Annotated in this window: 12 protein-coding genes; 11 read left to right on the top strand and 1 reads right to left on the bottom strand. The window is 71.5% G+C overall.

Going from position 1 to position 15178, the window contains the following annotated elements; translation table 11 throughout:
• Nucleotides 1–102 precede the first annotated feature (102 nt).
• The 3 genes from P1K89_RS14605 to P1K89_RS14615 all read left to right on the top strand — a co-directional run bounded on the left by P1K89_RS14605 (nt 103) and on the right by P1K89_RS14615 (nt 6023).
• The gene (locus P1K89_RS14605) at nt 103–1092 is read left to right on the top strand and encodes a diguanylate cyclase domain-containing protein (protein WP_284617169.1); all 990 of its coding nucleotides are present in this window, start codon (nt 103–105) and stop codon (nt 1090–1092) included.
• Between the two features lie 12 nt (nt 1093–1104).
• A complete protein-coding gene (locus tag P1K89_RS14610; protein WP_284617170.1) occupies nt 1105–2688 on the top strand; it encodes a methyl-accepting chemotaxis protein in 1584 nt (527 codons plus the stop codon).
• A 137-nt stretch (nt 2689–2825) separates the two neighbouring features.
• Nucleotides 2826–6023: an EAL domain-containing protein gene (locus P1K89_RS14615; protein ID WP_284617171.1), complete on the top strand. Its 3198-nt coding sequence runs from the start codon at nt 2826–2828 to the stop codon at nt 6021–6023.
• Here P1K89_RS14615 and P1K89_RS14620 read toward each other — a convergent pair.
• Nucleotides 5930–6910, bottom strand: a complete 981-nt coding sequence (locus P1K89_RS14620; RefSeq protein ID WP_284617172.1) for a LysR substrate-binding domain-containing protein — start codon at nt 6908–6910, stop codon at nt 5930–5932. The two genes, P1K89_RS14615 and P1K89_RS14620, sit on opposite strands and share 94 nt — an antisense overlap.
• 102 nt (nt 6911–7012) lie before the next feature.
• Between P1K89_RS14620 and P1K89_RS14625 the strand changes: the two genes are divergently transcribed.
• The 8 genes from P1K89_RS14625 (at nt 7013) to P1K89_RS14660 (ending at nt 15013) form a co-directional block, all read left to right on the top strand.
• Nucleotides 7013–7861, top strand: coding sequence for an HTD2 family dehydratase (locus tag P1K89_RS14625; protein WP_284617173.1), 849 nt, complete (start codon nt 7013–7015; stop codon nt 7859–7861).
• A gap of 17 nt (nt 7862–7878) precedes the next feature.
• A complete protein-coding gene (locus P1K89_RS14630; protein ID WP_284617174.1) occupies nt 7879–9039 on the top strand; it encodes an acyl-CoA dehydrogenase family protein in 1161 nt (386 codons plus the stop codon).
• 509 nt (nt 9040–9548) lie between these two features.
• Nucleotides 9549–10742, top strand: a complete 1194-nt coding sequence (locus tag P1K89_RS14635) for a CaiB/BaiF CoA transferase family protein (RefSeq protein ID WP_284617175.1) — start codon at nt 9549–9551, stop codon at nt 10740–10742.
• Between the two features lie 31 nt (nt 10743–10773).
• Entirely contained in the window at nt 10774–11757 is a 984-nt protein-coding gene (locus P1K89_RS14640; protein ID WP_284617176.1) for a tripartite tricarboxylate transporter substrate-binding protein, read from the top strand.
• Nucleotides 11758–11778: 21 nt separating this feature from the next.
• A complete protein-coding gene (locus tag P1K89_RS14645) occupies nt 11779–12648 on the top strand; it encodes an HpcH/HpaI aldolase/citrate lyase family protein (protein ID WP_284617177.1) in 870 nt (289 codons plus the stop codon).
• The gene (locus P1K89_RS14650) at nt 12645–13040 is read left to right on the top strand and encodes a VOC family protein (protein ID WP_284617178.1); all 396 of its coding nucleotides are present in this window, start codon (nt 12645–12647) and stop codon (nt 13038–13040) included. The genes P1K89_RS14645 and P1K89_RS14650 overlap by 4 nt, the downstream gene beginning before the upstream one ends.
• A 480-nt stretch (nt 13041–13520) precedes the next feature.
• Entirely contained in the window at nt 13521–14255 is a 735-nt protein-coding gene (locus tag P1K89_RS14655; protein ID WP_284617179.1) for a TetR/AcrR family transcriptional regulator, read from the top strand.
• Between the two features lie 155 nt (nt 14256–14410).
• A complete protein-coding gene (locus P1K89_RS14660; RefSeq protein WP_284617180.1) occupies nt 14411–15013 on the top strand; it encodes a BPSL1445 family SYLF domain-containing lipoprotein in 603 nt (200 codons plus the stop codon).
• The last annotated feature ends 165 nt before the right edge of the window (nt 15014–15178 follow it).

A 15178-nucleotide genomic window follows, 5' to 3' on the forward strand; every position in this document is an offset into this window, starting at 1 on the left:
AGGTGTCGCCGGTGCGCCAAAGACCCCTTGAGTTTACGGCGTACGCTACGATGTACGCTAAAACCGATCGATCGTGCAGAACGCATCTCGCCGAACGCGCTCATGACGCCATCGTCCGCCATCCTGCCGGCCGGCGTGCCGGCCGCCGGCGAACCGCCGCCGGACGGTCCGGACGCCGGCCGTGCCGCGCTGGCCGACGCACTGCGCCGCCTGGCCGGCGTGATCGACAACGTCAGCGACGGCATCGTGACGATCGACGGCCGCGGCCGGGTCGAATCGTTCAACAAGGCGGCCTGCGCGATGTTCGGCTACGCGGCGCACGAGGTGATCGGGCGCAACGTCTCGATGCTGATGCCCTCGCCGCACCGCGAGGCCCATGATCGCTACATCAACGACTACCTGCGCACGCGCGAGCCGAAGGTGATCGGCATCGGGCGCCGGCTGACGGCCGTGCGCAAGGACGGCAGCGTCTTCCCGATCCGACTGTCGGTGTCGGTCGCGACGGGGCCGGACGATCCGGTGTTCGTCGGCCTGCTCAGCGACCTGAGCGGCGAAGAGCGCGAGCGTGCGTTCGAGCATGCCGCGTTGCACGATCCGCTGACCGGCCTGCCGAACCGCGCGCACTTTCTGGCCCGCCTCGAGGCGGCCTGCGCGGCGGCGCAGGACGGCCCGCCGTTCGCGCTGCTGTTCGTCGACCTCGACCGCTTCAAGCCGATCAACGACCTGCACGGGCACGGTGTCGGCGACCTCGTGCTGCGTGCGGTGGCCGCGCGCCTGCGCAACGCGGTGCAGCGCGACGATGCCGTCGCCCGTTTCGGCGGCGACGAGTTCGTCGTGCTGCTGTCCGGCGTGCGCGAACGCGACACCGCGGCGCGCATCGCCGCGCGTCTGGCCGCCGCCATCGGGCTGCCGCTGGAAGTCGGCGGCCATGCCCTGCACGTCGGTGCCAGCGTCGGCATGGCGATCTGGGGCGCCGATGGGCGTCTTCCCGCCGCGCTGATGGCGAGCGCCGATCGCGCGATGTACGCCGCCAAGCGCAGCGGCGCCGCGGCGTCCGCGTCCGCCGACGGCGGACTGTCCGATCTTCCCTGACCACGAAGGACCATGAGCAACCTGAAGATCACCACCCGACTGCTGATCCTGCTGGCCGTGCTGTCGCTGCTGCTGATGGGCATCGGCGCGCTGGGCCTGTCCGCGACCGCCCGCAGCAACGAGGCGCTGCGCTCGGTGTACCAGGACCGCGTGCTGCCGATGCAGCAGCTCGCCGACGTGCAGGAGCGCCTGCTGCGCAACCGGCTGGCCATCGCGGTCACGCTGGTCACGCCGAGCGAGGAGGAGATCCGTCGCAACACCGCCGAGGTCGAGGCCAACATCGAGGCCGTCGGCAAGGCCTGGCAGGCCTTCATGGCGACGGCGATGACGCCCGAGGAGGCCGCGCTCGCGCGGCAGTTCACCGACGACCGCCGGCGCTTCGTCGAGGACGGGCTGATGCCGGCCGTGCGCGCGCTGCGCGGCGGCGATATCGAGGGCGCGCGCCGGATCGTCACCGAGAAGGTGCGCCCGCTGTACCAGCCGGTGGCGACCGGCATCGAGCAGTTGCAGGCGCTGCAGCTGCGCGAGGCGGAGGCGGCGTACACCGGGGCGGCCGAGCGCTACCGCACGATGCGCGCGGTCGAGGTCGGCGCCATCGTGGCCGGCGTCGGTTTTGCGCTGTGGCTGGGCCTGGCGCTGGTGCGCGGCATCACGCGCTCGTTGCGCCAGGCGATCGAGTTCGCCGAGACGGTCGCCGCCGGCGACCTGACGCGCGAGCTGAACCCGTCCGGCCAGGACGAGGTCGCGCAGCTGCTGCGGGCGCTGGGCGCGATGCGGCGCCGGCTCGCCGAGGTGGTGCAAGGCGTGCGCCAGAACGCCGAGGCCGTGGCGACGGCCAGCGCGCAGATCGCGCAGGGCAACCTCGACCTGAGCGCACGCACCGAGGAGCAGGCCAGCGCGCTCGAAGAAACTGCCGCGTCGATGGAGCAGCTGTCGGGCACCGTCAGGCAGACCGCCGACAACGCACGCCAGGCCAATGAGCTGGCGATCGGCGCGACACAGGTCGCCGGCGAGGGCGGGGCGGTGGTGGCGCGCGTCGTCGAGACGATGACCGGCATCGACGAGAGCGCGCGCCGCATCGCCGACATCATCGGTGTGATCGACGGCATCGCGTTCCAGACCAACATCCTGGCGCTCAATGCGGCCGTCGAGGCCGCGCGCGCCGGCGAGGCCGGCCGCGGCTTCGCGGTGGTGGCCGCCGAGGTGCGCTCGCTGGCGCAGCGCTCGGCCGAGGCCGCACGCGACATCAAGTCGCTGATCGGCGGCAGCGTCGAGCGCGTCGAGCAGGGCATGGCGCTGGTCGGCCAGGCCCGCTCGACGATGGACGAGGTGGCGGCGGCGATCCGCCGCGTCACCGACCTGATGGGAGAGATCAGCGCGGCCTCGCACGAGCAGAGCACCGGCGTCGCGCAGGTCGGCGAGGCGGTCGGCCAGATGGACCAGGCGACGCAGCAGAACGCCGCGCTCGTCGAGCAGTCCGCCGCCGCGGCCGAGAGCCTGAAGCTGCAGGCCGAGCGGCTGGTGCAGGCGGTGGCGGTGTTCCGTCTGGCCGGCGCGGTCTCCGGCCCCTCGGCACCGGTGGAGGCCTCGAGCTGAAGCTGGCGGCGCTTCGCTACGCGGCCGCCTGCCTGCAGTCGCCGGCCGGCGGCCTTGCCGCGCGCTCGTGGTGCCTGCAGCGCCTGGGTGCCCTGGCGCTGCTGGCGCTGGGCCTGCTGGCGAGCGCCGGCTGGTTGATGCACGTGCCGATCCTGGTGCGGCTGCAGGAGGGCGTCGTGCCGATCGTGATGGCCGCCGCCCTCGGCTTCGCGCTGCTGGGCATCGCGCTGCTGGCCGACGCACGCGGGCGCACCCGGCGCGGCGGTGCGCTGGCGGTCCTGGCGATCGCGGTGGCCGGCGCCACGCCGCTGCTGGGCGGGCCGTCGCTGGGCATCGACCTGCCGGCGCTGCATGCCTGGCTCGGCGACGGCGATCCGCATCCGGGCCGGCTCGGACTGAACCAGGCGCTGGGCTTCGCGCTGGCCGCGCTGATCGTGCTGCTGAACCGCCCGCAGGCCGGTGCGGCGGCGCGGCGGGCGGTGCTGGCGCTGATCTTCGGGCTGCTCGGAGTGGGCCTGGCCGGCATCGTCGGCCATGGGCTCGACCTGCACCTGCTCGACCCCGATTTCGCGGTGGTGCGCATGTCGTTGCCGACGGCTGCGGGCTTCGTCGTCGTCGCGCTGTGCTGCGGCCTCGAGTGGTCGGTGCATGCGCAGCGCGCCGATCCCGATGCGCGCGACAGCGAGCGCCAGATCCTGCTGGCCGGCGGCGCGCTGGTGGCGCTGGCGGCGATGAGCGCGGGCCTCGCCGGCATCGCGTCGCAGCAGCGCACGCTCGCCGCGATGCTCGAGAGCGGCGTGCAGGCCGCGCTGGACAGCCGCATCGCGCTGTTCGACACGATGCTGCGCACGGCGCTGCAGCGCGCCGAGGCCACGGCGCGCGAACCGGAGCTGCTGCGGCTGGTGGCGCTGCACGCGGCCGCGCCGCCGACGCGCCCGGCCGTCGACGCGCTGGACCGCGCGCTGCGCCGGCTGGTGGCCACCGGGTACACCGGCGTGCGCATCGACGATGCCGATGGCCGGCTGCTGGGCAGTGCGGGGCGGCTCGCCGGCTCGGCCGCCTTCGCCGCGCCGCTGCGCTCCGCGCTGCCGGCCGAGCTGGTCTGGCGCGAGCAACTGCTGCTGCGCCTGCACGTGCCGCTGGTCGACAGCGACGTGCCGCTCGGCACGCTGCTGCTCGAGACGGACCTCGGCCGCTTCGACGAGGACTTCTTCGACACCCGCGGCTACGGCAGCACCGGCGAGGTGCTGCTGTGCCGCGCCGCGATCGCCCGCAACGAATGTTTCCCCGGGCCGGCACGCGCGCAGCCGTTCACGATCGACAGCCACACGCAGGACGGACGCGCGCTGCCGGTGTCGCGCGCGCTGGCCGGCCAGCGCGGCGTGGTGCGCATGCGCGACTACCGTGGCCAGCATGTGCTGGCCGCACACGCGCCGCTGGCGCCGGGGCTCGGCGTGGTGCTGAAGCAGGACGCCGCCGAGCTGTTCCAGCCGGTGCGGCGCGCGCTGGTTGCCGCGCTGCCGTGGCTGCTGGTGCTGGTGGCCGTCGGCGTCTACGCGCTGCGCTGGCACCTCAGGCCGATGGTGCGCAGCCTGGGCGATACGCTGCGCCATGTGGCCGAGCAGGAAGCGCGCGTCAGCGCGGTGGTCGACAACGTCGGCGACGGCATCCTGTCGATGGACGAGCGCGGCACCGTGCTGAGCTGCAACGCCGCCGCCTGCGCGATCTTCGACCGGCCCGCCGGGCAGATCGTCGGTACGTCGATCACCTCGCTGATGCCGATGCGCTACCGCGACGCGCACAGCGCCGACAAGCTGCTGCCGGGCATCTCGCGCATCGTCGGCCACGGCACGGTCGAACTGGTGGGCCTGCGCGGGCCGGGCCGCGAGTTTCCGCTCGAGCTGCGCGTCACCGAGACCACCACCGCCGACGGCCGCGTGCTGGTGGCGGTGCTGCGCGACATCAGCGAGCGCAAGGAAGCGCAGCGCCGGCTGGTGGGCATGGCCGAGCAGATGAGCCACCAGGCGATGCATGACGCGCTGACCGGGCTGGCCAACCGCACGGCGCTGGAACAGCGCCTGGACGCGCTGCTGGCCGAGAGCGGCGCCGGTGCGCAGCACACGCTGCTGTTCATGGACCTCGACCAGTTCAAGCTGGTCAACGACACCAGCGGCCATGCCGCCGGCGACGAGCTGCTGCGCCGGCTGGCCACCGTGCTGCGCGGCGCGCTGCGCGCGAGCGACCTGCTGGCGCGCATCGGCGGCGACGAGTTCGCCGTCGTGCTGGCCGGTTGCGATGCCGAGGCGGCGATGCGCATCGCCGAGGCGCTGCGCGCGCGCGTGCGCGACTTCCAGTTCGTCTGGCAGGAGCGCGCGTTCCGCATCGGCGTGAGCATCGGCGCGGTGCCGTTCGCGGCGGGCCAGCTCGACCGCCACGAGCTGCTGCGCTGCGCCGACTCGGCCTGCTACGTCGCGAAGGAGCGCGGTCGCAACCGCGTGCACCTCTGGCACCCCGACGATGCCGACCTGGTGCGCCGGGCCGGCGAGATGAACTGGGTCGCGCGGCTGCAGTCGGCGCTGGCGCAGGACCGCTTCGTGCTGTACCGGCAGCGCATCGCGCCGGTGGCCAGCGACGGCCGCGAGCCGCCGCGCTACGAGCTGCTGCTGCGGCTGCGCGACGAGGCCGGCGAACTGGTGCCGCCGATGGCCTTCGTTCCGGCGGCCGAGCGCTACGGGCTGATGGCCTCGATCGACCAGTGGGTCGTCGACCGCGCGCTGGCGGCGATGCGCGCCGGCGGCGACGACGCGCACTACGCGATCAACCTTTCCGGCGCCTCGCTGAACGATCCGGCGATGCTGCCCTTCATCCTCGAGGCGATTCAACGCCACGGCATCGCGCCGCGGCGCCTGTGCTTCGAGGTCACCGAGACCGCGGCGGTCGCCAACCTCGACGTCGCCATCACGATGATGGGCGCGCTGCGCGAGCGCGGCTGCCAGTTCGCGCTGGACGACTTCGGCGCCGGCATGTCCTCCTTCGCCTACCTGCAGAAGCTGCCGGTCGACTACCTGAAGATCGACGGCCGCTTCGTGCGCGACATCGCCGACGACACCGCCGACCTCGCGATGGTCGAGGCCATCAATACGCTGGGCCACCGGCTGCGCCTGAGCACGGTGGCCGAGTTCGTCGAGGACGAGCGCATCCTCGCGCTGCTGCGCACGCTGGGCGTGGACTATGCGCAGGGTTACGGCATCGCACGGCCGGAGCCGATGCCCCTGGACGCGGCCGGTGCCGCGGCCGCCTCGCCGATCCAGCGCGCCGGCCAGTCGCCGCGCTGAACCATCTCGCGCAGCACGCCGGTCACCAGCGTGATGACGGCCGCGCTGGCGGCGGTCAGCGGGCGCGTCAGGTTGGTCGCGCAGACGACGCGCCGCGACATGCCCTCGCTGGCGATGACCGCCGCACGCAACTGCCCGGCGGCGACCTCGGGCTTCACCGAGCCGAGCGACAGGATGGTGCTGCCCAGCCCCTGCTCGACCGCGCGCTTCACGCTGGTCAGCGATTCGACCTCGGTGACGACGTTCAGCACGAGGCCGTGCGCGGCGCAGGCTTCGTCGATGATGCGGCGCAGCCCGTGCTCGCGGCCCGGCAGGATCAGCGGGTGCCGCGCGACGGCGGCCAGCGACACCCGCCGGGGCAGCCGGCGCGGCTGCGGGCCCGCGACGAAGGCCAGTTGCTCCTCGAGCAGGGGTTGGGTCGCGAGCCCCGGTTCCGGCGCGCCGCCGAACAGCAGCGCGAAGTCGAGCCGGCCCGAATGCAGCCACTCGCGCAGGAAGCCGCTGTAGGCCTCGACCACCTTCAGCCGCACCTGCGGCACGTGTTCGTGGCAGGCCTGCAGGATCGGCACCGTGGCCGCCAGCGCCACGGTGGTGGGCAGTCCGACCACGACCTCGCCGGACGGCACGGCGGTGGATTCGCGCACCGCGAGCCGCGCGCGCTCGACGTCGGCGAGCACCACCTTGGCATGTTCCAGGAAGATCTTGCCGGCCTCGGTCAGCGCCATGCCGCGGCTGGAGCGTTCGAAGAGCTTCGCGCCGACTTCGTGCTCCAGCCCGGCGATCTGCGCACCGAGCGCCGGCTGCGCGACATGCAGGCGCGTCGAGGCCTTCAGCAGGCTGCCGGCCTCGGCGACGCCGGCGAAATAGCGCAGTTGCCGCAGTTCCATGGGGGGTCGGTGGCTATACGTCCGGTGTCTATCGTGTAGGTCGAATAAGTATTTTACGGATAGCCCGGGACTGCCCAGAATCGGCCGATCCCAGGAGCCTGCATGAGCCTCGACATCGACCACCTGCGCAGCTGGATCGGCCGCACCGACGTGTCGGACGACGTCGTGACGCCGGTGCCGGTGCGCGCCTTGAGCGCGACCCTGGACCGCGACGATGCCCCCGGTCCCGGCGAGGCGATTCCGCCGTGCTGGCACTGGCTGTACTTCCTGCCGCTGCACCGGCAATCGAGCATCGGGCCCGACGGTCACCCGCAGCGCGGCGGCTTTCTGCCACCGGTGCCGCTGCCGCGCCGCATGTGGGCCGGCAGCCGCATCCAGTTCGCCGCGCCGCTGAAGGTGGGGCAGTCGATCACCCGGCGCTCGCGCATCGAGGACGTGGCGTTGAAGGACGGCCGCACCGGGCCGCTGGTCTTCGTCAAGGTGCAGCACGAGGTGAGCGCCGACGGCGTGCTGGTGATCGACGAGCGCCATGACATCGTCTACCGCGGGATGTCGCAGCCCGGCGAACCGGCGCCTGCGGGCACGCCCGCACCAACCGATGCCGCCTGGACCCGCCACATCGTGCCCGACGACGTGCTGCTGTTCCGCTATTCCGCGCTGACCTTCAACGGCCACCGCATCCACTACGACCGCAAGTACGTCACCGAGGTCGAGGGCTACCCCGGCCTGATCGTGCACGGCCCGCTGATCGCCACGCTGCTGCTGGACCTGCTGCGCCGCGAGCTGCCGGCGCGCCGCGTCACCGGCTTCCAGTTCCGGGCGATGAAGCCGCTGTTCGACATCGCGCCCTTCGAGGTCTGCGGCCGGCTGGATGGCGAGCACGCCGTCAAGCTGTGGGCCCGCACGCCCGAAGGCCACCTGGCCATGGAAGCGAGCGCGACGCTCGCCTGAAAGAGGACACCGACACCATGTTCAACGAACCCGACGAGCACCAGGAAATCCGCGACGCGGTGCGCCAGCTGTGCCGGCAGTTTCCGGACGAGTACTTCCGGCGCGTCGACGAGAAGCGCGCCTATCCCGAGGAATTCGTCGATGCGCTGATGAAGGCCGGCTGGCTGGCCGCGATGATCCCCGAGGAATATGGTGGCACCGGCCTCGGCCTGACTGCCGCGACGGTGATCATGGAGGAGATCAACCGCTCCGGCGGCAATGCCGGCGCGGTGCATGGCCAGATGTACAACATGGGCACCTTGCTGCGCAACGGCAGCCCGGCGCAGAAGGACAAGTACCTGCCGCGCATCGCCGCCGGCGAGCTGCGCATCCAGTCGATGGCGGTGACCGAGCCGACCACCGGCACCGACACCACCAAGATCAAGACCACCGCGGTGAAGCGGGGTGACCGCTACGTCGTCAACGGCCAGAAGGTGTGGATCTCGCGCGTGCAGCACTCGGACCTGATGATCCTGCTGGCGCGCACGACGCCGCTGGCCGAGGTGAAGAAGAAGTCCGAGGGCATGTCCATCTTCATCGTCGACCTGCACGACGCGATCGGCAACGGACTGACGGTGCGCCCGATCCCGAACCTGGTGAACCACGAGACCAACGAGCTGTTCTTCGACAAGCTCGAGATCCCCGAGGAGAACCTGATCGGCGTCGAGGGCCAGGGCTTCAAGTACATCCTCGACGGGCTCAACGCCGAGCGCACGCTGATCGCCGCCGAGTGCATCGGCGACGGCTACTGGTTCATCGAGCGCGCGCGCAAGTACGCGAACGAGCGCATCGTCTTCGACCGGCCGATCGGCCAGAACCAGGGCGTGCAGTTCCCGATCGCCGATGCCTTCATCGAGGTCGAGGCCGCGAACCTGATGCGCTTCGAGGCGGCGCGCCGCTTCGATGCCCACGAAGCCTGCGGTGCGCAGGCCAACATGGCCAAGTACCTCGCGGCCAAGGCCTCGTGGGAGGCGGCCAATGTCTGCATGCAGACGCACGGCGGCTTCGGCTTCGCGAACGAGTACGACATCGAGCGCAAGTTCCGCGAGACCCGGCTGTACCAGGTGGCGCCGATCTCGACGAACCTGATCTACGCGTACGTCGCCGAGCACGTCCTCGGACTGCCGCGGAGCTTCTGACGTGCGATCTGCAGGCTCGACGACGGTGATCGGCCCGTTGCGGACGGTCGCGGTTCTGCGCTGCATGCCCACACCGCACAAGATCAGGCCGGCAGGGCGCACGCGGGGACTGTGCATGCCGGCACCGAGCGCGCCAAGGCCACTGGGTGCCCGGCTCCGCTCATGTCCCCCGGGCCGTGCGCCGCTGATACGTCCCAGGCTGGATACCGGCCGGCCCTCCTCCTTGACTTCGCTACGCCGGGCACCCAGCGCCCTTGGCTGTGGCGACACCGTGGCATGCGCTCCCCTGCCAGGGCGGTGCGGATCAGGACGGCGGGGCGCTCTGTGGAGCGAAGTCAAGGAGGAGGGCCGGCCGAGCGCCACCCGGGGCGTCACAGCGCAGCCCGGCCCGGGGGACATGAGCGGAACAGAGCGCCCCGCCGGCCTGATCTATTGCAGACCGAAGCACGCAACGGCCGTTGCCCGTTGGATGCGTCACAGGGCGCTCAACACAAGATGGAGCCATTGACATGACGCGTCCTTTGGATGGCATCACCGTCGTCACGCTGGAACACGCGATCGCCGCGCCGTTCTGCACCCGCCAGCTCGCCGACCTGGGCGCGCGGGTGATCAAGGTCGAGCGCCCCGGCAGCGGTGACTTCGCGCGCGCCTACGATGAGCGTGTCAAGGGCCTGGCCTCGCACTTCGTGTGGACCAACCGTTCGAAGGAGAGCGTGACGCTGGACGTCAAGCATCCCGACGCGCAGGCCGTGCTCGCGAAGCTGCTCGAAAGTGCCGACGTGCTGGTGCAGAACCTCGCGCCCGGCGCCGCGGCGCGGCTCGGGCTGTCGTTCGAGGCACTGCACGAGAAACATCCGCGGCTGATCGTCTGCGACATCTCGGGTTATGGCGATGACCCGACACAACCCGGCCCCTACCGCGACAAGAAGGCCTACGACCTGCTGATCCAGAGCGAGTCGGGTTTCCTGTCGGTCACCGGCACGCCGGACGAACCGGCCAAGGCCGGCTGCTCGATCGCCGACATCTCGGCCGGCATGTACGCCTACTCCAGCATCCTGGCCGCCCTGCTGCAGCGCGGGAAGACGGGGAAGGGCTCACGCATCGACGTCTCGATGCTCGAGAGCATGGTCGAGTGGATGAACTACCCGCTGTACTACGCGTTCGATGGCGCGACGCCGCCGTCGCGCGCCGGTGCCGCGCACGCGACGATCTATCCCTACGGGCCGTTTCCGGCCGGTGATGGCCGTACCGTGATGCTGGGCCTGCAGAACGAGCGCGAATGGGGGGTGTTCTGCCGCCAGGTGCTGAAGCAGCCGGCGCTGGAGAGCGACGAGCGCTTCTCGGCCAACTCGAAGCGCGCGGCCAACCGCGATGCCTTGCGCGCCCTCATCATCGAGGCCTTCGGCGCCTTGACCGCCGAGCAGGTGATGCAGCGCCTGGACGAGGCGCAGATCGCCAACGCCCGCGTCAACGACATGCACGACGTCTGGCAGCACCCACAGCTGCAGGCGCGCCAGCGCTGGACCGAGGTGGCCACGCCCCGCGGCGCGATTCCCGCGCTGCTGCCGCCGGGCCGCAACGACGCCTACACGCCGCGGATGGACGCGGTGCCCGGCCTGGGGCAGCACACCGACGCGATCCTCGGCGAGCTCGGCTTCAGCGTCGAGCGCATCGCCGCGATGCGTCGCGACGGCGCCCTCTGAGATTCCACGACGACGACAAAGGAGACATCGCATGCCGTTCCACCGTTCCCCGCTGCGCACATTGACCGCGCTCGGCGCCGCGCTGTTCACGACGCTGGCCGGCGCGCAGGGCTGGCCCAGCAAGCCGATCACGCTGGTCGTGCCCTTTGCGGCCGGCGGCCCGACGGATGTCGTCGCGCGTCTGCTCGGCGGCGCGATGACGACGTCGCTGAAGCAGACGGTGGTGATCGAGAACAAGACCGGTGCCGGCGGCACCATCGCCGCGGGCGCCGTGGCGCGCGCGGCGCCGGACGGCTACACCTTCCTGATCCACCACAACGGCATGGGCACCGCGCCATCGCTGTACCGCAAGCTGACCTACAACCCGCTGACCGACTTCGAGTACGTCACGCAGGTCGTCGACGTGCCGATGACCCTGCTGGGCCGCAAGGACCTGCCGGCGAAGGACTTCAAGGAACTGCTGGCCTACCTCAAGGCCAACGCGGCCAAGGTGAACCTTGCCCATGCCGGCCTCGGTGCCGTCTCGCACCTGTGCGGCATGCTGTTCCGCCAGGCCATCGGCGTCGAGCTGACGACCGTGCCCTACCAGGGCACCGGCCCGGCGATGAACGCGCTGCTGGCCGGCCAGGTCGACCTGCTGTGCGACCAGACCACGCAGACAACGCAGCACATCAAGGCCGGCTCGGTGAAGCTGTACGGCGTGACGACGCTGCAGCGGCTGAAGACGCTGCCCGATGCGCCGACCTTGGCCGAGCAGGGCCTGCCCGGCTTCCAGGTCGTCGTCTGGCACGGCATCTACGCGCCCAAGGGCACGCCGAAGGAGGCGCTCGACAAGTTCGGTGCGGCGATCAAGGCCGCCCTGAAGGACCCGGCCGTCGGGCCGAAGCTCGCCGAGCTGGGCGCGATCACGGTCTCCGACGACAAGCTGACGCCGGCCGGCCTGCAGACCTGGCTGCAGGCGGAAACGCAGCGCTACGCACCGGTGATCAAGGCCGCGGGCCAGTTCGCCGACTGACCATCGCCACCGGGGCCGACGATGACGACGACGCCTGACCTCGACGCGCCGCTCGCGCGCGCGCGCACGCTGCTGTTCGTGCCGGGCAACCGGCCCGAGCGCTTCATGAAGGCGCTGGCCAGTGGCGCCGATGCGGTGGTGCTGGACCTGGAGGATGCGGTGCCCGCCGATGCCAAGGTCGCGGCGCGCGAGGCGATCGCCGCCGCGTGGCAGGAGGTTCGCAGGGCGGGGCTGCCGCTGGTCGTGCGCATCAGCGCGCCGGCCAGCGAGGCCGGCATCGCCGACCTCGCCTGGCTCGCCCGTCTGCAGCCCGCGCCCGATGCCGTGATGGTGCCGAAAGCCGATGGCGTCGACGCCTTGCAGGCCGTCGTGCAGGCCGCGCCCGGCGTGCCACTGCTGCCGCTGATCGAGAGCGCTGCCGGCTGGGACGCGCTGCCGGTGATCGCGTCGACGCCCGGCGTGCTGCGCCTCGTGATCGGCCACATCGACTTCGTCGCCGACACCGGCCTGCTGTGCAGCGACGACGAGCGCGAGCTGGTGCCGTTGCGTTTCGCGGTGGCGATGCACACGCGGCTGCAGCAGCTGGCGCCGGCGATCGACGGCGTCACCGCCGCCTTCGACGACGATGCGCGGTTGCGCGCCGACACGCAGCGCGCGCTGCGCTTCGGCTTCGGCGCCAAGCTGTGCATCCACCCGCGTCAGGTGGCGGTCGTGCACGACGCGCTGGCACCGAGTGCCGACGAACGGGCCTGGGCCGAACGCGTGCTGGCCGCCGACGCGGCGTCGGGCGGCGCCGCGGTGCAACTCGACGGCCGCATGGTCGACCTGCCGGTCGTGCTGCAGGCGCGGCGTACGCTCGCGCGTTCACGTCCACCGGAAGACCGCCGATGATCGATCACCTCGACCACCTCGTGCTGACCACCGCGCACGAGGCCGACTGCATCCGCTTCTACACCGAGGTGCTCGGCATGAAGCTCGAGACCTTCGTCGGCGGCACGCCGCCGGTGGAGCGCCGCGCCTTCGTCTTCGGCGCGCAGAAGATCAACCTGCACGTCAAGGGCCGCGAGTTCGACCCCAAGGCCCACACGCCGGTGCCCGGTGCGCTGGACCTGTGCTTCATCGCCGCCGTGCCGCTGCAGCAGGTGATCGATCGCCTGGTCGCCGCCAACGTGCGCATCGTCGAAGGCCCGGTGCTGCGCACCGGTGCGACCGGCCGCATCCGCTCGGTTTATGTGCGCGATCCGGACCTCAACCTGATCGAGCTGTCGGAGCCGGCGAGTTGATTTCGGCAGGGCGCGTTGCTCGTGACGGCTGGCGGCTCGTTGCGGATGTTCGTCGTCGCGTGCGAAGGTCTGCGCAAGATCAGGCCGGCGGGGCGCTCTGTTCCGCTCATGTCCCCCGGGCCGGGCTGCGCTGTGACGCAAAGGCGGAATTCCGGCCGGCCCTCCTCCTTGACTTCGCTCCACAGAGCGCCCCGCCGTCCTGATCGCACCGCCCTGGCAAGGGATCGCACGCCACGGTGTCGCGTGAGCCAAGGGCGCTGGGTGCCCGGCGTAGCGAAGTCAAGGAGAAGGGCCGGCCGAGATTCAGCCTGAGGCGTATCAGCGGCGCACGGCCCGGGGGACATGAGCGGAGCCGGGCACCCAGTGGCCTTGGCGTGCTCGGTGCCAGCATGCGCCCCGTCCCCATCGTGCGCAGATCGCCGCGAACAGAGGGCAGGCCTCGGTTGACAACCGACCGGCTGGACGGTTAGTCTGCCGACCATGTCCGCACCGACCACCTTCGCCGGCCCGCTCGTCGCACCGGCCAGTCCCGAAGCCGGCGCCTCGCGCGTCGACGTGCTGCTCGATGCCGCCGAGGCGGTGATCGTGCGCGACGGCATCGCCAGCCTGACGCTGGACGCGGTCGCGGCAGAAGCCAAGGTCAGCAAGGGCGGGCTGCTGCACCACTTCCCGAGCAAGGACCGGCTGGTCGAGTCGCTGGTCAAGCGCACCGCGGGCAACATCCGCCAGCACAACGCCGAGGCCTTCGACCAGGTGCCCGATGGTCCGGGCCGCATGGCGCGCGGGCTGCTGGCCGCCAACCTGCGCGACATGGACGAATGGTGCGCCAGTTGCCAGCGCGGCTCGGCGGCAACCTTCTCGGCGCTGGCGCACAAGCCCGAACTGCTGGGGCCGATGCGCGAGGCTTATGCCGAGTTGCACCGCCGCGTCGCCGAGGACGGCCTGCCCGAAGGCATCGGCGATGTCGTCGTCGCCGCGGTCGACGGGCTGTGGCTGTACTGGGTGCTCGGCCTGGTGCCGGTCGACCAGGCCATGATCGTGCGCGTACGCACCGCGCTGGAGAAGATCCTCGAGGATGCGAAGGCCGCACCTGCCGGCCGCGCGAAGGCGTCGCCTGGGGCGTCGGCGAAGGCGCCGGCAGCCCGCGCGAAGGCGACGGCGGCGTCCCGCAAGACCGCGCCCGCGAAGAAGGCACCGGCCGCCCGGCGTCGCTGATGCGCCACAGCGGCGCACGGAAGAGTCGCTGACGCGCCGTGCCCGCGTAGGCCGCTGCCGCACGCGCATGTAGGACCGCCGCGCGAGAGGCGATGCGGTGCCGCACTCGGGAATCACGATTGCCGCGTTGCAAGCCCCCACCCAAGGAGCTTGTGATGAATGCAAAGACTGGGCTGACTGCCGTCGCCGTCGCGCTGGGTGCGCTGGCGGCCGGTTGCACGACGACGGCCAATGTGACGACGGCTTCGACGCCGAGTGCAGCGGTCGGGCTGGCACCGCTGTCTGCCGAACAGCGGCGTGACCTCGCCGAGGGCTACAGCGACACGCTGCGCCGCCTGTACGCCACGGCGCCGAGCAGCCGCGAGCTGGTGAAGGACGCCGCCGGCGTGCTGATCTTCCCGCGCGCGATGTCGGCCGGCCTGATGGTCGGCGGCGAGATCGGCAACGGTGAGCTGCGCGCCAACGGCAAGCACGCGGGCTACTACCGCACGACCAGCCTGTCGGTCGGCCTGCAGGCCGGTGCGCAGTCGAAGGCGCTGATCTTCCTGTTCATGAGCGACGACGCGCTGCGCCGCTTCCAGGACAGCAAGGGCTGGTCGGTCGGCGCCGACGCGTCGGTGGCGCTGCTGAAGATCGGTGCCAACGGCGAGATCGACGTCAACTCCGCGCGTGCGCCGGTGGTGGCCTTCGCGCTGACCAACATGGGCCTGATGGCCAACCTCTCGGTCGAGGGCACGAAGATCACCCGCATCGGCTGACGTCCGATGTGAGCGGGTCGGTCGCCGGCGGACCTGCTGCCGGACCTGCTGCCCACTGCTGACACCGTGCCAGCGCCGCGCCTTCCAGCGCGGCGCTTTTTCTTGTCTGCTGACAGCTTCTGTCAGCAGTCTTCATCGAATCGCTAAAAACAGACCGTCTGGTCG

It is taken from the genome of Aquabacterium humicola, from assembly GCF_030167915.1.
GTDB lineage: Bacteria > Pseudomonadota > Gammaproteobacteria > Burkholderiales > Burkholderiaceae_C > Pseudaquabacterium > Pseudaquabacterium humicola.